The sequence below is a fragment of the Enterobacter sp. BNK-14 genome, assembly GCF_047456095.1.
Lineage (GTDB): Bacteria > Pseudomonadota > Gammaproteobacteria > Enterobacterales > Enterobacteriaceae > Enterobacter > Enterobacter kobei.
The window spans coordinates 622,519-643,547 of the sequence record NZ_CP179897.1 but is presented as its reverse complement, the minus strand read 5'-3'; the positions used below and the strand labels follow the sequence as shown (position 1 = coordinate 643,547).

Below are 21,029 nucleotides of genomic sequence, written 5' to 3'. Positions count from 1 at the left end.
GACAAAGGGGTTGATATCTCCTGACGCAGCCGCAATATCATTGGCTCGTCGTCAGCGGAAGGGAAATCAACGTGCGGCGTATTCCTGGAAGAATTAAATTAGGTAAAGGTGAATATGGGTAAAGCTCTCGTCATCGTTGAGTCCCCGGCAAAAGCCAAAACGATCAATAAGTATCTGGGTAATGACTACGTGGTTAAGTCCAGCGTGGGTCATATCCGCGATTTGCCGACCAGTGGCTCAGCCAGCAAAAAGAGCGCAGACTCTACCTCCACCAAAGGGGCTAAAAAGCCTAAAAAGGATGAACGTAGCGCGCTTGTCAACCGCATGGGTGTTAACCCATGGCACAACTGGGATGCACAATACGAAGTGCTGCCCGGAAAAGAGAAAGTCGTTAACGAGCTGAAGCAGCTGGCTGAAAAAGCAGACCACATTTATCTCGCAACCGACCTTGACCGCGAAGGGGAAGCCATTGCATGGCACCTGCGGGAAGTGATCGGGGGCGATGACAAACGCTACAGTCGCGTAGTGTTTAACGAAATTACAAAAAATGCGATTCGTCAGGCGTTTGAGAAGCCTGGCGAGCTGAACATCGACCGTGTCAACGCCCAGCAGGCGCGTCGCTTTATGGACCGCGTTGTAGGCTATATGGTCTCTCCACTGCTGTGGAAAAAGATTGCCCGTGGCCTGTCCGCAGGACGTGTGCAATCCGTCGCCGTGCGTCTTGTCGTTGAGCGTGAACGCGAAATTAAAGCCTTCGTGCCGGAAGAATTCTGGGAAATTGACGCCAATGTGACCACGCCGGGCGGTGACGCTCTGCCACTGCAGGTGAGCCATCAGAACGATAAGCCTTTCCGTCCTGAAAACCGTGACCAGACCATGGCTGCCGTCGCGTTGCTGGAAAAAGCACGCTATCAGGTGCTGGAACGTGAAGATAAACCGACCAGCAGTAAACCTGGCGCGCCGTTTATCACGTCTACCCTGCAACAGGCGGCGAGTACGCGCCTTGGCTATGGCGTGAAGAAAACCATGATGATGGCCCAGCGCTTGTATGAAGCGGGTTACATCACCTACATGCGTACTGACTCAACGAATCTGAGCCAGGATGCGGTAAACATGGTACGCGGTTATATCAGTGATAACTTCGGTAAAAAATACCTGCCGGAAAGCGCCAATCAATTCGCCAGCAAAGAGAACTCTCAGGAAGCGCACGAAGCGATTCGTCCTTCTGATGTCTCTGTGTTAGCCGAGTCGCTGAAAGATATGGAAGCCGACGCCCAGAAGCTGTATCAGCTGATCTGGCGTCAGTTTGTCGCCTGTCAGATGACGCCTGCGAAGTATGACTCCACGACGCTGACCGTCGGTGCGGGCGACTTCCGTCTCAAAGCGCGCGGTCGTATCCTGCGTTTCGACGGCTGGACAAAAGTCATGCCTGCGCTGCGTAAAGGTGATGAAGACCGTACGCTGCCAGCGGTGAACAAGGGAGATGAGCTCTCTCTGGTTGATCTCGTTCCTGCTCAGCACTTCACCAAGCCGCCTGCGCGCTTTAGTGAAGCGTCGCTGGTGAAAGAGCTGGAAAAACGCGGTATTGGTCGTCCATCGACCTACGCGTCAATCATCTCGACGATCCAGGATCGCGGCTACGTTCGAGTTGAAAACCGTCGTTTCTATGCGGAAAAAATGGGTGAGATCGTCACCGACCGTCTGGAAGCTAATTTCCGCGAGTTGATGAACTACGATTTCACCGCGCAAATGGAAGACAGCCTCGACGAGGTTGCCAGCCATAAGGCGGAGTGGAAGAAGGTTCTCGACAGCTTCTTCAGCGATTTTACCAACCAGCTTGAAAAAGCGGAGAAAGATCCTGAAGAGGGCGGCATGCTGCCTAACCAGATGGTTCTGACCAGCATCGACTGCCCAACCTGCGGCCGCAAGATGGGTATTCGTACGGCAACCACGGGCGTCTTCCTTGGCTGTTCCGGCTATGCGCTGTCGCCAAAAGAGCGCTGCAAAACCACCATCAACCTGGTGCCGGAGAACGAAGTTCTCAACGTGCTGGAAGGTGAGGATGCGGAAACCAACGCTCTGCGTGCTAAACGCCGCTGCAAAAAATGCGGCACGGCGATGGACAGCTACCTGATCGATCCTAAACGTAAGCTGCACGTCTGCGGTAATAACCCAACGTGTGACGGGTATGAGATTGAGGAAGGTGAATTCCGCATTAAAGGCTATGACGGCCCGATTGTGGAGTGCGAGAAGTGTGGCTCTGAAATGCACCTGAAAATGGGGCGTTTCGGGAAGTACATGGCGTGCACCAACGACGAGTGTAAAAACACGCGCAAAATTCTGCGTAACGGTGAAGTGGCTCCGCCGAAGGAAGATCCGGTTCCGTTGCCAGAGCTGCCGTGTGAAAAATCCGACGCGTACTTCGTGCTGCGTGATGGTGCTGCGGGTGTCTTCCTGGCGGCCAATACCTTCCCGAAATCGCGTGAAACACGTGCGCCGCTGGTAGAAGAACTGCACCGCTTCCGTGACCGTCTGCCAGAAAAACTGCGTTACCTGGCCGATGCGCCACAGCAGGATCCTGAAGGCAATAAGACGGTGGTTCGCTTTAGCCGTAAAACGAAGCAGCAGTACGTGGCGGCAGAGAAAGAGGGCAAAGCGACCGGCTGGTCCGCCTTCTTTGTCGATGGCAAATGGGTTGAAGGCAAGAAATAAGCTTGCCTGACCGTCACTTACCTGTGAAAGGGCCGGACTTCCGGCCCTTTTTTATTACCTTATTATTATTTTTTGTTCCGTACTATACAGTCAGGCTATAAATGATATAGTGGTTATAGTTAACCCATTTCTTATTATCAAATCGTCTTAAGCGATTGACCGCGTGCGCTAAATCGGATGGTCTGGCATGAAATTACAGCAGCTTCGTTATATCGTTGAGGTGGTGAATCACAACCTTAATGTCTCTTCTACTGCCGAGGGGCTATATACCTCGCAACCGGGCATCAGCAAGCAGGTTCGCATGCTGGAGGATGAATTAGGTATTCAGATTTTCGCCCGTAGCGGTAAGCACCTTACGCAGGTGACGCCAGCGGGGCAGGAAATTATTCGCATTGCGCGTGAAGTCCTCTCCAAAGTCGATGCGATTAAATCTGTTGCAGGAGAACATACCTGGCCAGATAAAGGCTCGCTGTATATTGCCACCACGCACACCCAGGCGCGCTATGCATTACCTGGCGTCATTAAGGGCTTTATCGAGCGTTATCCGCGCGTCTCTTTGCATATGCATCAGGGGTCACCGACGCAAATCGCTGAAGCGGTGTCGAAGGGGAATGCCGATTTTGCCATCGCGACGGAAGCGCTCCACCTGTATGACGATCTGGTAATGCTTCCGTGCTATCACTGGAACCGATCGATCGTAGTGACTCCCGATCACCCGCTGGCGGGGAAAGGGTCGGTGACGATTGAAGAGCTGGCGCAATATCCGTTAGTCACTTATACGTTTGGCTTTACCGGACGTTCCAGCTTGATACCGCCTTTAACCGTGCCGGGTTAACCCCACGCATTGTCTTTACCGCTACCGATGCCGATGTCATCAAGACTTACGTACGGCTTGGTCTGGGCGTGGGCGTTATTGCCAGCATGGCGGTCGACCCGGTGTCAGACCCTGATCTGGTACGTCTTGATGCACACGATATTTTCAGCCACAGCACCACAAAAATTGGCTTCCGTCGCAGTACCTTCCTGCGTAGCTATATGTATGATTTTATTCAGCGCTTTGCCCCGCATTTAACGCGTGACGTGGTGGATACCGCCGTTGCATTACGCTCAAATGAAGATATTGAAGAGATGTTTAAAGACATCAAACTCCCCGCAAAATAATCACACCCGGTATCTTTCCCTAACGGAAAGATACCGAAATACCGCCTTAAAGCTAAATTAGAATTATCATCATCTGCGCTCTCCCTGCCATATATTGTCATTATCCTTTTATTTTGTATGGTTTTAATGTCGTGAATTGGCGACAAAAATAGAAACTAATTAACGGCTACGCAAATTTTTCTTTTCAAATATTTATTTGTGGTCAAAAGAATGAATATTTCATACCTCCGGATGCGTAAATTCACTGGCTTTTCGGCTAAAGTTTCTTTAGGATTTATCTCAACAGATGATTAATTGTACCAATTGTTTGGTCCTAAATGATAAGCGATATCGATTGTATGAGGTTAGCAATGCCTTCAGGAAGTGAAGAACCGCAAAGGGATCCTGCGCTCAAGCGTAAAGCCTGGCTGGCGGTCTTTCTCGTCTCCGCCCTGTTCTGGCTGATGGTTGCTCTCCTGGCCTGGAAATATTGGGGTTGAATATGGCAGTGACGGTACGTACAGAAACGGTAAAACAGATGTGTCAGCGTCATGACACTGTCCACAAAGGACGTAAGGCTCCTGCGACAGTTGTGCCTGCATCCTGGAAACTGACGCCGCAGCAGCAAGCCTTTATTGATGTGTTCGCGGAAGACGAACCCAAAAAACAATAATCTAGTTTTTTGCGTAATGATGCATTGGGTCTGAATAACGACTATGCACCTTTGTACTCTTTAATAAATACACATCAGCAATATCGCACTGAGGACCTGCCTCGGAATGTTTAATAAATAATGCCTGGTGTCCCTATGATGAATAACATGACGTCTCACAAATACTGGTCATGGATTGGCGTGTTTACCCTGTCGATCCTGTTCTGGAGTCAGCTCATCTGGCTGGCCATCCGCTAAATGATAAAACCTCGCTGCGGCGGGGTTTTTTGTTTTGACGTCCTCTGGACCATTCCTAAATTTATCAATTCGGGTTGTTATCAAAACGTTACGACATCTTTGTGTTATCTTTAATTACGGCCCTGATGATTGTCAGGACATCTCTGTAATTAAGGAGGAGCTTATGTCGTTAACCCTACGCGAAGCCAGTAAGGACACATTACAGGCAGAAAATAAAACCTGGCATTACTATAGCCTGCCGCTGGCTGCCAGAACGCTTGGGGACATTTCGCGTTTACCCAAGTCCTTGAAAGTTCTGATGGAAAACCTCTTGCGCTGGCAAGACGGTGATTCCGTCACGCTCGATGATATCCAGGCGCTGGCGGGGTGGCTGAAGCATGCCCATGCCGACAGAGAAATCGCCTACCGCCCGGCAAGGGTCCTGATGCAGGACTTTACCGGCGTACCTGCCGTGGTGGATCTCGCCGCGATGCGCGAGGCGGTTAAACGCCTCGGCGGCGATACGGCCAAAGTGAACCCGCTTTCCCCCGTTGACCTCGTGATTGACCACTCCGTGACCGTTGACCATTTCGGTGATGACGATGCCTTTGGCGAGAACGTCCGTCTGGAGATGGAGCGTAACCACGAACGTTATGTTTTCCTGAAGTGGGGCCAGCAGGCATTCAGCCGCTTTAGCGTGGTTCCACCGGGCACGGGTATTTGCCACCAGGTTAACCTTGAGTATCTCGGTAAAGCCGTCTGGAGCGAATTACAGGACAAAGAGTGGGTGGCTTATCCGGATACGCTGGTGGGTACAGATTCCCACACCACCATGATTAACGGCCTCGGCGTGCTGGGCTGGGGTGTCGGCGGAATCGAAGCGGAAGCCGCCATGCTCGGTCAGCCGGTCTCCATGCTGATTCCGGATGTCGTGGGCTTTAAGCTGACAGGAAAACTTTCAGAAGGCATTACCGCGACCGATTTGGTACTCACCGTTACCCAGATGCTGCGTAAGCATGGGGTGGTGGGTAAATTTGTTGAGTTCTACGGGGACGGGCTGGATTCGCTGCCCCTGGCTGACCGGGCGACCATTGCCAACATGGCACCAGAATATGGCGCAACCTGTGGCTTTTTCCCAATTGATGACGTCACGCTGGAGTACATGCGTCTGAGCGGACGCAGCGAAGAGCAGGTGGCGCTGGTAGAGGCCTATACCAAAGCGCAGGGCATGTGGCGCAATCCGGGCGATGAACCGGTATTTACCAGTACGCTTGAGCTTGATATGGGCAGCGTTGAGGCAAGCCTAGCCGGGCCAAAACGTCCGCAGGATCGCGTCGCGTTGACAGACGTGCCGAAAGCCTTTGCCGCCAGCAATGAGCTGGAAGTCAACGTGGCGAAAAAAGACCATCGTCCCATCGACTATGTGTTGAACGGCCATCAATATCAACTTCCGGACGGGGCGGTTGTGATTGCCGCCATCACCTCCTGTACCAACACCTCAAACCCCAGTGTTTTAATGGCGGCCGGTCTGCTGGCGAAAAAAGCGGTTGAACTGGGTCTGAAACCTCAACCGTGGGTCAAAGCCTCGCTGGCGCCGGGCTCCAAAGTGGTTTCGGATTACCTGGCGCAGGCTAAGCTGACGCCTTATCTTGATGAGCTGGGCTTTAACCTCGTGGGGTATGGCTGTACGACCTGCATTGGTAACTCCGGTCCGCTGCCTGAGCCCATTGAAACGGCGATCAAGCAGGGCGATTTGACGGTAGGCGCCGTTCTTTCCGGCAACCGTAACTTTGAAGGGCGTATTCATCCACTGGTCAAAACCAACTGGCTTGCTTCGCCGCCCCTGGTGGTGGCCTATGCGCTGGCCGGGAACATGAACATTAACCTGGTGACCGATCCGATTGGTCACGATCGCAAGAACGATCCCGTCTACCTGAAAGATATCTGGCCGTCCTCGCGTGAAATTGCGATGGCCGTTGAAAAGGTCTCTACAGAAATGTTCCGCAAAGAGTATGCGGAGGTCTTCGAAGGCACGCCGGAATGGAAAACCATCAATGTCGTGGGGTCGGACACCTATGACTGGCAGGATGACTCGACCTATATTCGTCTGTCTCCGTTCTTTGATGAGATGCTCGCCGAGCCTGCGCCGCTTAAAGATATTCATGGGGCGCGCATCCTGGCCATGCTGGGGGATTCTGTCACCACTGACCATATCTCTCCGGCGGGGAGTATCAAAGCCGATAGCCCGGCGGGCCGTTATTTGCAAAGCCGGGGAGTGGAGCGCCGCGATTTTAACTCCTACGGTTCGCGCCGCGGTAACCATGAAGTCATGATGCGGGGCACGTTTGCCAACATTCGCATTCGTAATGAAATGGTTCCGGGGGTGGAAGGGGGGATGACGCGCCATCTGCCGGGGACGGACGTCGTGTCGATTTACGATGCAGCCGTGAAATATCAACAGGAAGGTACGCCGCTGGCGGTGATTGCCGGGAAAGAGTACGGTTCCGGTTCCAGCCGTGACTGGGCGGCGAAAGGGCCGCGGCTGCTGGGCGTTCGTGTGGTGATCGCCGAATCGTTTGAACGTATTCACCGCTCGAACCTCATCGGCATGGGGATCCTGCCGCTTGAGTTCCCGCAGGGCGTAACCCGTAAAACGCTGGGGCTGACCGGAGAAGAGCAGATTGATATTAGTGGTCTGCAAAACCTGCAGCCGGGTAAAACGGTGCCGGTGAAGCTGACGCGAGCTGACGGGAAGACGGAGGTACTGGACTGCCGGTGCCGTATTGATACGGCAACCGAATTGACCTACTACCAGAACGACGGCATTTTACACTATGTGATTCGTAAGATGCTCGATTGATAAAAAAGCCCGGCGCTTATGCCGGGCTTTTTACTTTCACTCTTTCAGCAGATGGCCCATCTTGGCGGCTTTAGTATCAAGATAGTGGGCATTTTTCGGGTTGCGGCCAACAATCAGCGGCACACGTTCGACAATGTTGATTCCCGCTTCGGTGAGGATTTCCACTTTTTTCGGGTTGTTCGTCAGCAGACGAACCTCGTCGACGCCCAGCAGCTTGAACATGTCCGCACACAGAGTGAAGTCACGTTCATCGGCGGCAAAACCGAGCTGATGGTTGGCTTCTACCGTATCGTAGCCCTGGTCCTGCAGCGCGTATGCGCGGATTTTATTCAGCAGGCCAATATTACGACCTTCCTGACGGTGATAGAGCAACACACCGCGGCCTTCTTCGGCAATATGAGAAAGGGCAGCTTCCAGCTGGAAACCGCAATCACAGCGCAGGCTGAACAACGCATCGCCGGTCAGACACTCCGAATGGACGCGGGACAGCACCGGCGTCTGCCCTGAAATATCGCCGTAGACCAGCGCAACATGATCCTGTCCGGTTGCCAGTTCTTCAAACCCCACCATCAGGAAATCGCCCCATGGGGTTGGCAGTTTGGCTTCTGCCACACGTTTAAGCTGCATGTGATTCTCCAGAGTAGGCTGACACGTTTCGTGTCTTGCGCCTGTTTTACTTTCTGTATCTGTTCATTTTGCCACAAGCTCAGCACGTTCGCCTAATGGGCACCATGCTATATGAACGTTAAACGCACGATCCGACATCTCCACCCATCGGATGAATTTCAGTTATGATTGTGAGGCTTAGCGTAAAAGGAGAAGACATGCTTTCAATCGCCAGACGTACGGCAGCAGGCGCGGCCATTTTACTGATTATGCCTTTGACCGTATGGGTCTCCGGCTGGATGTGGCAGCCCGGGCATAATGCCACGTGGCTGAAAACGTTGTACTGGGTAACGGAGACGGTCACGCAACCGTGGGGAATTATCACCCATATCATTCTCTGTGGCTGGTTCCTGTGGTGCCTGCGTTTTCGTCTGCGCGCGGCGCTGATGCTCTTTGCTATCCTGGGTGGTGCGATTGTTATTGGTCAGGGCGTTAAGTCCTGGGTGAAAGACCATGTTCAGGAGCCACGACCGTTTGTCGTCTGGCTGGAAAAAACACACCATATTCCGGTAGATGAGTTCTACAATTTAAAGCGTAAAGATCGCGGTGCGCTGGTGAAAGAACAGCTTACGGAACAGCAGGATATTCCGAAGTTCTTGCGTAAACACTGGCAAAAAGAGACGGGCTTCGCGTTTCCTTCCGGCCACACGATGTTTGCGGCCAGCTGGGCGCTGTTGGCTGTTGGGCTGCTTTGGCCACGACGTCGAACGGTTACCATCGGGATATTACTGATCTGGGCAACGGGAGTGATGGGCAGCCGCTTGCTGCTGGGGATGCACTGGCCACGGGACCTGGTGGTCGCTACGCTGATCTCATGGCTGCTGGTGACGCTGGCAACCTGGCTTGCAGAACGACTCTGTGGCCCGCTTACGCCACCGCCTGAAGAGAAAGAAGAAATCGCCGAAAGGGAGCAAAGCGACGCCTGACGGTTGATATTGCGCATTTCGCCCATAAATCCATGACGTGTGCGTCACTTTTTCCGTTTCGCGCCCGTCGCTAAAATGGTAGTTTATAAGGCTGATTGCGGTAAGTTGAACACACTTTATTCGCTTGAACCACATAACGGGAAGTAATGTGAAATATTTACTCATTTTCTTACTGGTATTGGCGATTTTTGTCATTTCAGTCACATTGGGTGCACAAAACGATCAACAGGTGACGTTTAACTATCTGCTGGCGCAGGGCGAGTATCGCGTATCAAGTCTGCTTGCGGTCTTGTTTGCCGCAGGCTTTGCCATTGGCTGGCTGGTTTGCGGTCTGTTCTGGCTGAAAGTCCGTGTTTCTCTTGCACGCGCTGAACGTAAAATTAAACGACTTGAGCATAACATTGCGCCTGCGTCCGACATTCCGGAAAGCTCTGGTGTGCCGGTCGTAAAGGAATAATCGACGATGCTGGAGTTGTTGTTTCTGCTTTTGCCTGTAGCCGCTGCCTATGGCTGGTATATGGGCCGCAGAAGTGCGCAACAAACAAAGCAGGATGAGGCTAACCGTCTCTCTCGCGACTACGTTGCGGGGGTGAACTTCCTCCTGAGTAATCAGCAGGACAAAGCGGTAGACCTGTTCCTCGATATGCTGAAAGAGGATACGGGGACCGTCGAAGCCCATCTCACGCTCGGTAACCTGTTCCGCTCGCGTGGCGAGGTTGACCGTGCCATCCGTATCCACCAGACCCTTATGGAAAGCGCCTCGCTGACCTACGATCAACGTCTCCTCGCGGTCCAGCAGCTGGGGCGCGATTACATGGCTGCCGGGCTGTACGACCGCGCTGAAGATATGTTCTCGCAGCTGATTGATGAAACGGATTTCCGTATCGGTGCGTTGCAGCAATTACTGCAAATTTATCAGGCCACCAGCGAATGGCAAAAAGCCATTGATACTGCCGAGCGGCTGGTGAAGCTGGGTAAAGATAAGCAGCGTGTTGAGATAGCCCATTTCTACTGTGAACTTGCCCTTCAGCAGATGGGCAACGACGACATGGACAAAGCCATGGCGTTGCTGAAGAAAGGTGCAGCAGCAGATCGCAATAGCGCGCGTATCTCTATCATGATGGGACGCGTTTTTATGGCGAGTGGCGATTACGCCAAAGCCGTTGAAAGCCTGCTCCGGGTGATTGACCAGGACAAAGAGCTGGTCAGTGAAACGCTGGAGATGCTGCAAACCTGCTATCAACAGCTGGGCAAGCAGGAAGAGTGGGTAGCATTCCTGCGCCGTTGCGTGGAAGAGAATACCGGCGCAACCGCAGAGCTGATGCTCTCAGACGTGGTTGAGCAGTACGAAGGGACCGACACCGCACAGGTGTATATTACCCGTCAGCTACAGCGTCATCCGACGATGCGGGTATTCCATAAGCTGATGGATTACCACCTGAACGACGCAGAAGAAGGGCGAGCCAAAGAGAGCCTGATGGTGCTGCGCGACATGGTCGGCGAGCAGGTGCGGAGTAAACCGCGCTACCGTTGCCAGAAGTGTGGTTTTACCGCGTATACGCTTTACTGGCATTGTCCCTCCTGCCGGGCCTGGTCCACCATCAAGCCAATCCGTGGTCTTGACGGCCAGTAATTTTTTAAAACACCCCATTTTAGTTACAACATACTGATGGTTTTTACCCCTTCCTTAACACCGTGCGGTGTGCCAGCCTGGCAGGGGCGCAAATGGATTCTGTCAATTTGCGGCGGCGGCAGGTAGAATGCTGGCCGTTTATCTGTTCCGCGCCGCTGCGCGCCCATAGACGAAAAGGGCTGGTCATGACGTCTGTTACTTCCTCCACTTCCCGCGTTATTACGGATTCTCCTGTTGTTGTCGCGCTTGATTACAATAAGCGTGACGCTGCACTGGCCTTTGTCGACGGTATCGATCCTCGCGATTGCCGCCTGAAAGTTGGTAAAGAGATGTTCACGCTGTTTGGACCGCAAATCGTCCGCGATCTGCAGCAGCGTGGTTTCGATGTCTTCCTCGATCTCAAGTTCCATGACATCCCGAATACCACGGCGCACGCCGTTGCCGCCGCCGCAGAGCTGGGTGTATGGATGGTCAACGTCCATGCGTCGGGCGGGGCGAGAATGATGACTGCCGCCCGTGAAGCCCTCCTGCCGTTCGGGAAAGATGCGCCATTGCTGATTGCGGTGACCGTATTGACCAGTATGGACGAAAGTGATTTACGCGATCTTGGCGTGACATTGTCACCTGCCGAACATGCCGAGCGTCTTGCGCGTCTGACGCAGAACTGCGGTTTAGATGGCGTCGTCTGCTCCGCACAGGAAGCGGTCCGCTTCAAATCAGAACTGGGCAAAGATTTTAAACTGGTCACGCCGGGTATTCGTCCGGCAGGCAGCGACGTAGGCGATCAGCGCCGTATTATGACGCCTGAGCAGGCGCTGGCTGCTGGTGTGGATTATATGGTTATCGGGCGGCCAGTAACGCAGTCAGCTAACCCGGCAGAGACGCTTAAGGCAATCAACGCATCACTGAAAAAGGGGGCGTAATGACCGATTCCAACAGTCGTCTGGTCTACTCAACGGAGAGTGGGCGCATAGATGAGCCGAAAACCAAAGTGGAACGTCCGAAGGGCGACGGTATTGTGCGTATCCAGCGTCAAACCAGTGGACGAAAAGGGAAAGGGGTTTGCCTTATCTCAGGAATTGACCAGGATGATGCTGAACTAACAAAACTGGCGGCTGAGTTGAAAAAGAAATGTGGCTGCGGTGGGGCCGTGAAAGACGGCATTATCGAAATTCAGGGTGATAAACGCGATTTAATTAAATCGCTGCTTGAAGCAAAAGGCATGAAAGTCAAACTGGCAGGCGGTTAAAATAAATGAGCCACGGCAAATGCCGTGGCTCGTGATATATACGTGCGTAAGTCAGACCTGAAATGCGACGCTAAATCGCGATGTCGGGAAGGCTTATAGAATAATTATTTGCCAACCTGGTGACCGATAATACCACCGACAGCAGCGCCACCCAATGTACCCAGCGTGCTACCATCTGTTAAGACTGCACCACCGAGTGCACCTGCACCGGCACCAATGGCGGTGTTACGGTCACGTTTAGACCAGTTAGAGCATGCGCTCAGGGACATTGCTACAGTGATTGCCAGAACAGCGGCGGCTAATTTTTTGCTGGTTAAGGTCATAATACTTTCTCCTGAATTATCGATTCACGGAAAGAGGTACACGTTAAGTATAGACAAAACGAATACCTAATTCTTTTTTCCGTGAAAGCTGGTCGCGCAGGCGTTACGTAATCACGCAAGTGATAGTCACTTCCTGTTATATCGCTAACATTAATTTTACGACTTTAATGCGGGTTAAACAGGTAAAAACTCTTAAAGGGGGGTTAGGAATCGTCTCAGACGAAGGGATATGCAGGCGCCCGAATGACGGGCGCGAAATGGACTCAGGCGGACGTTTTAATAATATCGACAATCAGACCGTCTTCTTCCAGCTTATTACGATGCTCGTCACTTAACCGTTCGTCGGTAATGACGCGACTGAAGCGTGAGACGGGACCCATTGTGTAAGGATGGACGGCGCCAAATTTGGAACTGTCAGTGAGCACAATGGCTTCACACTCTTTTTCCAGTACGGCATTCACCACGTCAGTGCGCATCATATCCCGGCCGGTGAAACCTGTTTCCGGCTGCCAGCCGTCAATGCCGATAAAGGCCTTACTGAAATGCACCTGCTGAACATATTGCCGGGTCAGCGGGCCCACCATGCTTTCACTTTTCTTTTGGTAAATGCCACCCAGCAAAATGACCTCACAGCGCGTCTCTTTGAGTAAATGGGCGATATAGCTGCTGACAGTGATGATAGTCACGTCTTTTTGTTCCGCGAGCGTCCGTGCCAGAAGGGCGTTGCTGCTGCCGTTTTCAATAAAGACCGTCTCGCCAGGGTTTACCAGTGATGCGGCAAACTCAGCCAGTTCACGTTTAAGCGCGTAGTTATTCATCATGCGCGTCTCAACGTCGTCGCTGTCCAGCGGCACGGCATAACCATGCGCACGGCGCAGGTAACTCTGTTTTTCCAGCAGATTAAGATCCTGACGAATGGTGACTTCGGAGACGCCGGTGGTTTTAGCGAGATCGACCACGCTTACACGCCCCTGATCGATGACCATCTGCAAAATGAGTTGTTGTCGGGAATTCATAGCATCCATTTAATAAAGCGAAACGAGGTCGGAAACGGTGGGATTAAACTTCCCACGGCGCTTTTGGCTGTTTGTTTTCGGGGGCGTTGTCAGCGCCATTCTGAGCAAGAAGTTCAGACTTCAGGATCTCGAGATTACGGATCGCAGAGTGATAATCACCCGCCACCAGAATATCCAGCACGGTATCAATACGTTGTGCTACAGCTTGTGGATCAATAGTAGACATAATCTCTCCCCGGGAGCGAAAAGTGAATAATTTCAATGATGCAGAAAATGGGGTCAAAAGAGAAGGGAAAAAATGCGATAACGAAATTACATAAATGAAAGTGATAAATTTATTCCCCCTCATATAGCAGGCTTAATCGGTGGATTAGTCTAAAACTGCGCGCAAGGCGCTTTTTTATATGAGGAATTGGACTATGACAGTTATCAATCAGCCTACCTGTACACTGTTTACCGATACTGAACGTTTCACGCAGCTCTCAGGGTATTACGAGGCGGAGCGACGCACCGTCTGGATGATGCTGCGGGCTCAGCCGCGTCCTTGCTTCAACCATGCCTTAATTGAGGAGATCATGAACCTTTCCTGGCTGGTCCGTCAGTCGGGTTTTGCGGTCGATTTTTGGGTTACCGGCTCGCTTGTTCCTGAAATGTACAACGTGGGAGGGGACTTGCAGTTCTTCGTCGAGTGCATTCAGAACGGGCGGCGTGAAGCGTTACGGGCCTATGCCCGCGCCTGTGTTGATTGCGTCCATGCGGCATCAAGAGGGTTTGATACGGGGGCCATCACGCTGGCAATGGTCGAAGGCAGCGCATTAGGCGGCGGATTTGAGGCAGCGCTGGCGCACCATTTTGTCCTGGCTCAGCGTGATGCCCGGTTAGGTTTCCCGGAAATTGCCTTTAATCTGTTCCCGGGGATGGGGGGGTATTCTCTGGTCGCACGACGTTCAGGCATGAAGCTGGCGGAGGAGCTCATCTACAAAGGGGAGTCCCACACGGCAGAATGGTACGAGCAGCACGGGCTGGTGGATGTGCTGTATGAAACCGGGCAAAGCTACGTCTCGGTCAGGACCTTCATCGACACATTGCGGCCAAAACTGAACGGCGTAAGAGCCATGCTGCGTGCTCGTACGCGCGTTCTGCAGTTGCCACGCAGTGAGCTGATGGATATTACCGAAGACTGGGTCGATGCCGCATTCTGCCTTGAGCCAAAAGATATCGCCTACATGGAGCGTCTGGTGATGCTGCAAAACCGCCATCATGCGGCGGGCTTACGCAAGGCCAGCTAGCGCTGTTGTCGCGCCTGATAGCGTTTTAGCCATCGCTCGAATGCGGCAGCGGGCATCGGCTTAGCAAAAAGGAAACCCTGCCGTTCGTTGACGCCATTCTTAGTCAGAAAGGCGTCTTCTTTTGCATTCTCCACACCCTCGGCGATCACCTGAAGATTCAGGGCCTGTGCCACTGCGACAATGGCGCGTACCAGAGACTGAGAGATGGACTGCTTATGAATATCTCTGACAAAAGATTGATCGAGTTTAATGGCGTCAATAGGAAAACGCGCCAGCTGGGAAAGGGAAGAGTAGCCCGTACCAAAGTCATCCAGATGTATTTGTGCCCCGAGTCGGCTGAATTGCTGGATCACCGAAAGCGCCAGCTCTTCGTTTTCGATGAGACAGCTCTCTGTTAACTCGACGTCGATAGGGCAGTACTCAAAATGCAGATCCTTAAGCGCCTGCTTTAAATCGCTGAAAATCGTCTGGTCGGCAAGCTGACGTGCAGAGACGTTCACGGCCACGCGCAGGTTAATCCCCTTGTCACGCCATTTCGCCACCTGACGAACCACGTCGAGCATCACCCAGCGCCCCAGCGGCACAATCAAACCGGACTCTTCGGCATAAGAGATAAATTCCAGCGGTGGGATCAAGCCGCGCTCCGGCGACTGCCAGCGGACCAGCGCCTCAAGACTTCTAACCTCACCGCGCCAGGTCATTTTAGGCTGGTAGTGAATCAGAAGCTGATCGTTATCCAGCGCTTTACGCAGATTGGTGTCCAGCCAAAGATACTCAAATACGCGCTGGTTCATTTCAGGGGAGAAGACGCAGAACTTACCCCTGCCATTTTCCTTGGCGGTGTACATGGCCGTATCGGCATTGCGAATCACACTTTCCCGATCGTTCCCGTGCTGCGGCGCGAGGGCGATCCCCAAAGAACAGCCGGTATATATCTCAATCAGCCCGATTCTGAACGGCTGGCGCAGGCGGGTCAGAATGCGCGACGCCATCGCTTCCAGCGAGCCCTGAGACGTATTCGTGGCCATCACGATAAACTCATCGCCGCCGAGCCGGGCCAGAACCTGCCCCTCGTCAAGGCAACTCAGAATGGCGAGTGCAACCGCCTGTAAGAGCTGATCGCCAAACATATGCCCGTAGGCATCGTTGACCTTTTTGAAGTTATCCAGGTCAAGATACACCACGCCAACCTGCGTTTCGCCCCGATGGTTGATGGCGTCTGAGATCTGTTCGTGGATGGCATTGCGGTTGGGTAAACCGGTGATGGTATCGGTATTGGCCAGCACGCGCAGGCGCTCCTGCGCCCGACGTTCCTCGGTAATGTCGGTGCCGGAGCAAATAAGAAATATTTCGTTTTTACCGCTGCCGCTGTGAACGAATTTGTTTCTGAACAGAAACAAGCGTTGTCCTTTCCGCGTCTTGATCCAGCGTTCGACTTCGTAGGAGCTGCCGTTACGGAAGAAACCGGTAATATTTCGCTTCGAGGCTGCCGCCTCGCTGCGACTCATAAACAATTTGAACACGTTCTGACCGATCACTTCCTGCTCTTTCAGACCGGTATACTCTTCGCTCAGGCGATTAAAACGCTGAATATTGCCGTGCTGATCGAGAATCACAATGACGGAATTCGCTTCCGAAACCACCTGTTCCGCGAAGGAGAGTCCTTGAGCGAGATCGCGTGCTACGGAGGGGGTATCGTTCCAGGCCGATGCCGTGCCGGCCCACTCGTTTCGGGTGATTTTGCGGCCGACAAGATGCACGGGAACCTCTTCGCCATACAGGGAGAGGTTCATTGAAATGCTGGAGGTAATTACCGTTAACTGGCGGATCAACGTGGCTTGTTCATCGTCCAGCGTCACCACCTGAGTCGCATCGGCATTTTCGCTGGCGGCAAGGTGCAGAGCGTTGCTGTCTGCCGACAATCGCCACCACGGACTGTGAGTACCCATGTAACGAAACAGCAAATTCTGCTCAAGATCGTCGATCATGATTTCTCCCGCTGCTACTCATTAGCGCACAAATTATTCATTTGCAGTCGACTTTTCCGTTGTGAAACAGCGGTAAAACCGAAGTGAACGTATTGTTTTTTCCCTACTTTCTTATAATAAAACGAGTCTGCCAAAAAAGAATACTGAGCATCCAGCTATTCAGGTGACCGAATATGACGGCACTCTTTTACTGTAGATAATTATGGCCATTTTGGGCGGGGGGAATCGGAAAATAGTCAGAAAAAATGATGAATTTGTGGTGCGGGTTAAAAAGAAAAATTGTCGGCCTTTCCGAACGGAAATGGCCGACAATTTAGCGGGTTATCAGACAGCTGGTCGCGCGATAATACTGCGGGTTTCCATGCGGACTTCAGCGATAGTTACGTCAATCACCTCAGTGACTTTGTAAACTGTTTCACCTTTAATCTGCACGGTGCCACTTTCCTGGCTACAGACCAGTTCGTCACGAACGGCATGCAGGAATGGGGCAGGGATAAAGGCGACAGCACCGTTATCCACCAGACGGACACGCATCCCGCCACGGCTGATATCAATAATCTCCGCAGCGAAGCGGGTGTCGGTTCCGGCCTTATCCTGCAGGAAACGCGCGTACAGCCAGTCTCCAACGTCACGTTCCGCCATGCGGTTCAGACGGCGACGCTCTGCCATCTGCACGGTCGTGTCGTCCTGAGGGCGTGCAATCGTTTCGCCTTTGATAATCGCTTTCAGCAGACGGTGGTTAACCATGTCGCCATATTTACGAATTGGGGATGTCCAGGTGGCGTAAGCTTCCAGACCGAGGCCGAAGTGCGGGCCTGGTTCGGTGCTGATTTCAGCGAAGGACTGGAAGCGGCGAATACGGCTATCAAGGAAACCGGATGGCTGTGCGTCCAGCTCGCGGCGAAGCTTGCAGAATCCTGGCAGCGTCAGGACTTCTTCCGGATCAACATGCACATCGTGATTCTTCAGCAGGGCCGCCAGCGCTTCGGTATTGGCCGGATCGAATCCGGTGTGAACGTTGTAAATACCAAAGCCCAGCTTGTCGCGCAGCACGCGTGCGGCGCAAATGTTGGCGGAAATCATCGCTTCTTCGACGATGCGGTTAGCAATGCGTCGCGGCTCGGCCACGATATCCAGCACTTCGCCTTTCTCACCGAGAACAAAACGGTAGTCCGGACGATCTTTGAACACCAGGGCGTGGGTTGTACGCCATTCGCCACGCTTCAGGCAAATACGGTGCAGCAGACGAATCTGCGCCGCAATGGCATCGGATTCAGGTTTCCAGCTGCCGGTGTTTTCCAGCCAGTCAGAGACATTGTCATAGGCCAGCTTGGCTTTGGATTCGATGGTGGCGGCAAAGAATTCGATATCGTCTTCAATCGTCCCATCCGCGGCGATGGTCATGCGGCAGGCGAGAGCCGGGCGCACTTCATTTGGGCGCAGCGAGCAGAGATCGTCTGACAGTTCGCGCGGCAGCATCGGGATGTTAAAGCCTGGCAGGTAGTTGGTAAACGCACGGATTTTGGCCGTTTCGTCCAGTTTACTGCCTTGTGCAATCCAGGCGGTAGGATCGGCAATGGCGACGGTCAGATGCAGTTTGCCATCGGCGCTCTCTTCAGCGTAGAGCGCATCGTCCATATCTTCTGTGCTGGCGCTGTCGATGGTGACAAATTCCAGCGCAGTGAGATCGCGGCGCGTCAAACCTTCGTCCTGCATTTCAGTCGCTACGCCGTTCGGCGCTTCTTTTTCAAGATTATGGCGCGCCAGCGTGACCCACCACGGGACGAAATGGTCATCGCCAAAGGTAATGAACTGCGTCAGTTCTGCATAGAAACCACGGTCGCCTTTCAGAGGATGACGGCGCATTTCTGCTACGGCCCAGTCACCTTCTTTAAAATCATGCTCAACGCCGCGGGCGGCCCGGCAGGGAATGGCATCTTTCAACAGGGGATGATCCGGCACGATAGAAAGACGATCGTCTTTTCGCTGAACCTTACCGACAAAGCGGGTCAGGAACGGTTCAATCAGTTCTTCCGGCTCAGCGGATTCACGTTCCTTCTCTGTATGAATGACGGCCATGACGCGATCGCCATGCATCACTTTCTTCATCTGCGGTGGCGGAATGAAGTAGCTTTTCTGCGCGTCAACTTCAAGGAAGCCAAAGCCCTTTTCCGTGGCTTTCACGACCCCTTCTGCACGCGGCGTCTGGGAATGCAGTTGCTGTTTAAGCTGCGCTAGCAGCGGGTTGTCCTGAAACATAATGTTCTATTTTCGTAGCCATTGAGCGGCTGACAGTTTTACGCGATTCTCACTTCTACAGCAAGCGGTCTTTGGGGAATGCGTGTGGTTATTCCGCTTTGCCAGCCGCGACTTTTAGTCGATTAAGCCAGCCCTCAAACGCGCTTTGAGACAGGCGGTTGATCGCCTGGGCGACAGTCAGTCCTTCTTCCATGAGTGGGGTAAACTGCGCGGCACTAAAGCGGTCCGGCGAGCGTGTCAGCAAGTCGACTGCTGCCAAAAGCGACGGCGGGGAAAGCGCACTCTCTTCCCGGCTGTTTATCAGGATCTCTCCCGTCAGGTCGAGCAAGGTCGGTTCATGGCACAGGACGGGTGTCAGCGCCTCAAGCGCAGGTTCTGCCTGCCAGCGGGAGAGGGACTCAAGCTGATGCGCACTCGCATAGCGAAGCTCGACTACGGGAAGAAGCGTCACCCACGCACCGGCGCACGCTGGCAGAGCGTGCGGCTGAATATGATGGCCCGGCAACCAGCGAACGGGATGGCCAAGCAGAGCCTGAAAGACCGCCACCACGCGCGCCTGAAAACCGATAAAGCCGATGATCTGGTTAATCACCACAATGTCATAGATGGAGAGACCCACCTCATCAAGCTGGTTTCGCGCCTTGTCGTCAATGACATCCGGTGAGCTGGCGAGCTGACGGGCATACTGCGTGATTTGCGCCAGCCGCCGGTTACTTTCGCGGGAGGAGTCAGGACCCGGCAGCGGCGCAAGAAGGGCGGCGTAATGGTTGCATAGCCGCTGAACGCCACAGGCCTGCGCAACCGTCAACGCGGTACTTAACCGGTCATAGGCGCTGAGCGTTCGCAGACGATTGACGGGAAGTGAGAGGGGAAACAGCTGATGGCATAAGGCTCTGGCAGGGGCAAGCCAGCCGGTACAGGCGGCGACAATCTCATCGGGCAGGGCTAAATCGAGCAAAAAACGATCGTCAACGTTAGCGGCTTCGGGCACCAGGGGCAGCGCATCCGACTGCGCGTGGTTTGACTGGGTTTCGTGATACCAGTGGCCTTTGCCGGAAAAACGGCGTTGTTCCATGGGCGTTCCTTGATCTCAAAATGGCGATCAATATCCTGGCGTAACGCAGATAAAGGGAAAAATATTGTTAGGTGATAACAAATAGCAGAACGGAATAACGAGGGGATGGTGCGGGGAAAACTCTCTTCCCGTGCGGGAAGAGAGTCTGAGCTTATTTAATTTCCAGCTCGTTCATTGCAGCGATGTTGAAGCCGCCGTCAACGTGAACCACTTCGCCGGAGATACCTGCGGACAGGTCAGAGCACAGGAATGCAGCAGAGTTACCCACATCCTCAATGGTAACAGTACGACGAATCGGGGTAACCGCTTCGCAGTGTGCCAGCATTTTACGGAAATCTTTGATGCCGGATGCCGCAAGGGTGCGGATAGGACCCGCGGAGATGGCGTTAACACGCACACCTTCAGGACCCATTGCGTTCGCCATATAGCGTACGTTGGCTTCCAGAGACGCTTTAGCCAGACCCATCACGTTGTAGTTAGGGATAGCACGTTCCGCGCCCAGGTAGGACAGGGTCAGCAGCGCTGCGCCTGGGTTCAGCATCGCGCGGCAAGATTTAGCCATCGCAACGAAGCTGTAGGAGCTGATGTCGTGAGCGATTTTAAAGCCATCACGGGTAACCGCGTTCACATAGTCACCGTCCAACTGGTCGCCAGGCGCGAAGCCGATGGAGTGAACGAAACCGTCGAATTTCGGCCATGCTTTTGCCAGCTCAGCAAACATGCCATCGATGCTTTCATCTTGTGCAACGTCACATTCCAGAACGATGCTGGAACCCAGCTGCGCGGCAAACTCTTCAACACGGCCTTTCAGCTTGTCGTTCTGGTAGGTGAACGCCAGCTCAGCGCCTTCACGATGCATTGCCTGTGCGATGCCGTATGCGATGGACAGTTTGCTGGCAACGCCAGTCACCAGAATGCGCTTACCGGAAAGAAAACCCATAGCTTTAATCCTTATATTCATTGCTTATTTTGCCTTGTAATTCATAGCGTTACAGGCAGTATTT

General features: G+C 53.2%; 19 protein-coding genes and 1 pseudogene. 12 read left to right on the top strand and 8 right to left on the bottom strand.

Features of this window, described 5'->3' with window-relative positions:
• Window positions 1-114: 114 nt before the first annotated feature.
• From topA to acnA, 6 genes and pseudogenes are all read left to right on the top strand, one after another.
• Entirely contained in the window at window positions 115-2,712 is a 2,598-nt protein-coding gene (topA, locus tag ACMGGM_RS03040; protein ID WP_023330550.1) for a type I DNA topoisomerase, read from the top strand.
• Between the two features lie 187 nt (window positions 2,713-2,899).
• Window positions 2,900-3,873 (top strand): annotated as a pseudogene (cysB, locus tag ACMGGM_RS03035) (HTH-type transcriptional regulator CysB).
• A 338-nt stretch (window positions 3,874-4,211) separates the two neighbouring features.
• The gene (locus tag ACMGGM_RS03030; RefSeq protein WP_213391151.1) at window positions 4,212-4,352 is read left to right on the top strand and encodes a YmiA family putative membrane protein; all 141 of its coding nucleotides are present in this window, start codon (window positions 4,212-4,214) and stop codon (window positions 4,350-4,352) included.
• A 2-nt stretch (window positions 4,353-4,354) separates the two neighbouring features.
• Window positions 4,355-4,525 (top strand): hypothetical protein, encoded by a 171-nt coding sequence (locus ACMGGM_RS03025; RefSeq protein ID WP_032629003.1) that lies wholly within the window; start codon window positions 4,355-4,357, stop codon window positions 4,523-4,525.
• A 138-nt stretch (window positions 4,526-4,663) separates the two neighbouring features.
• Window positions 4,664-4,762: a small membrane protein YmiC gene (gene ymiC, locus ACMGGM_RS03020; RefSeq protein ID WP_014884088.1), complete on the top strand. Its 99-nt coding sequence runs from the start codon at window positions 4,664-4,666 to the stop codon at window positions 4,760-4,762.
• A 163-nt stretch (window positions 4,763-4,925) separates the two neighbouring features.
• Window positions 4,926-7,601, top strand: coding sequence for an aconitate hydratase AcnA (acnA, locus tag ACMGGM_RS03015; RefSeq protein WP_023338386.1), 2,676 nt, complete (start codon window positions 4,926-4,928; stop codon window positions 7,599-7,601).
• Between the two features lie 36 nt (window positions 7,602-7,637).
• Here the strand turns inward: acnA and ribA are convergent, their stop codons facing one another.
• A complete protein-coding gene (ribA, locus tag ACMGGM_RS03010) occupies window positions 7,638-8,228 on the bottom strand; it encodes a GTP cyclohydrolase II (protein ID WP_008501210.1) in 591 nt (196 codons plus the stop codon).
• 197 nt (window positions 8,229-8,425) lie between these two features.
• On the opposite strand from ribA, the gene pgpB reads away from it, so the two are divergent.
• The 5 genes from pgpB (at window position 8,426) to yciH (ending at window position 12,075) form a co-directional block, all read left to right on the top strand.
• A complete protein-coding gene (gene pgpB, locus ACMGGM_RS03005) occupies window positions 8,426-9,193 on the top strand; it encodes a phosphatidylglycerophosphatase B (protein ID WP_063943201.1) in 768 nt (255 codons plus the stop codon).
• 148 nt (window positions 9,194-9,341) lie between these two features.
• Window positions 9,342-9,650, top strand: a complete 309-nt coding sequence (locus ACMGGM_RS03000; protein WP_014884085.1) for a LapA family protein — start codon at window positions 9,342-9,344, stop codon at window positions 9,648-9,650.
• Between the two features lie 6 nt (window positions 9,651-9,656).
• Entirely contained in the window at window positions 9,657-10,826 is a 1,170-nt protein-coding gene (gene lapB, locus ACMGGM_RS02995) for a lipopolysaccharide assembly protein LapB (protein ID WP_014884084.1), read from the top strand.
• A gap of 185 nt (window positions 10,827-11,011) precedes the next feature.
• Window positions 11,012-11,749, top strand: a complete 738-nt coding sequence (pyrF, locus tag ACMGGM_RS02990) for an orotidine-5'-phosphate decarboxylase (protein ID WP_014884083.1) — start codon at window positions 11,012-11,014, stop codon at window positions 11,747-11,749.
• On the top strand, window positions 11,749-12,075 hold the full coding sequence (gene yciH, locus ACMGGM_RS02985) for a stress response translation initiation inhibitor YciH (RefSeq protein ID WP_014884082.1): 327 nt from the start codon (window positions 11,749-11,751) through the stop codon (window positions 12,073-12,075). Before pyrF ends, yciH begins: the two co-directional genes overlap by 1 nt.
• 104 nt (window positions 12,076-12,179) lie before the next feature.
• Here the strand turns inward: yciH and osmB are convergent, their stop codons facing one another.
• The 3 genes from osmB to ACMGGM_RS02970 all read right to left on the bottom strand — a co-directional run bounded on the left by osmB (window position 12,180) and on the right by ACMGGM_RS02970 (window position 13,640).
• On the bottom strand, window positions 12,180-12,398 hold the full coding sequence (gene osmB / locus ACMGGM_RS02980; protein ID WP_008501216.1) for an osmotically-inducible lipoprotein OsmB: 219 nt from the start codon (window positions 12,396-12,398) through the stop codon (window positions 12,180-12,182).
• Between the two features lie 263 nt (window positions 12,399-12,661).
• Window positions 12,662-13,414: a DNA-binding transcriptional regulator YciT gene (locus ACMGGM_RS02975; protein ID WP_014884081.1), complete on the bottom strand. Its 753-nt coding sequence runs from the start codon at window positions 13,412-13,414 to the stop codon at window positions 12,662-12,664.
• A 43-nt stretch (window positions 13,415-13,457) separates the two neighbouring features.
• Window positions 13,458-13,640, bottom strand: a complete 183-nt coding sequence (locus ACMGGM_RS02970) for a hypothetical protein (protein ID WP_014884080.1) — start codon at window positions 13,638-13,640, stop codon at window positions 13,458-13,460.
• A 193-nt stretch (window positions 13,641-13,833) separates the two neighbouring features.
• Here ACMGGM_RS02970 and ACMGGM_RS02965 point away from each other — a divergent pair, with 193 nt between their 5' ends.
• Complete coding sequence (locus ACMGGM_RS02965) at window positions 13,834-14,703, top strand: crotonase/enoyl-CoA hydratase family protein (RefSeq protein WP_045269663.1); 870 nt, start codon at window positions 13,834-13,836, stop codon at window positions 14,701-14,703.
• On the opposite strand, the gene pdeR is transcribed toward ACMGGM_RS02965, so the two are convergent.
• From pdeR to fabI, 4 genes are all read right to left on the bottom strand, one after another.
• The gene (pdeR, locus tag ACMGGM_RS02960) at window positions 14,700-16,691 is read right to left on the bottom strand and encodes a cyclic di-GMP phosphodiesterase (protein ID WP_014884078.1); all 1,992 of its coding nucleotides are present in this window, start codon (window positions 16,689-16,691) and stop codon (window positions 14,700-14,702) included. The genes ACMGGM_RS02965 and pdeR overlap by 4 nt on opposite strands.
• A 324-nt stretch (window positions 16,692-17,015) precedes the next feature.
• Window positions 17,016-18,950: an exoribonuclease II gene (locus ACMGGM_RS02955; protein ID WP_023337374.1), complete on the bottom strand. Its 1,935-nt coding sequence runs from the start codon at window positions 18,948-18,950 to the stop codon at window positions 17,016-17,018.
• Window positions 18,951-19,038: 88 nt separating this feature from the next.
• Entirely contained in the window at window positions 19,039-20,025 is a 987-nt protein-coding gene (locus tag ACMGGM_RS02950; protein ID WP_045269665.1) for a CMD domain-containing protein, read from the bottom strand.
• Between the two features lie 151 nt (window positions 20,026-20,176).
• Complete coding sequence (gene fabI, locus ACMGGM_RS02945; protein WP_003856831.1) at window positions 20,177-20,965, bottom strand: enoyl-ACP reductase FabI; 789 nt, start codon at window positions 20,963-20,965, stop codon at window positions 20,177-20,179.
• Between the last annotated feature and the right edge of the window lie 64 nt (window positions 20,966-21,029).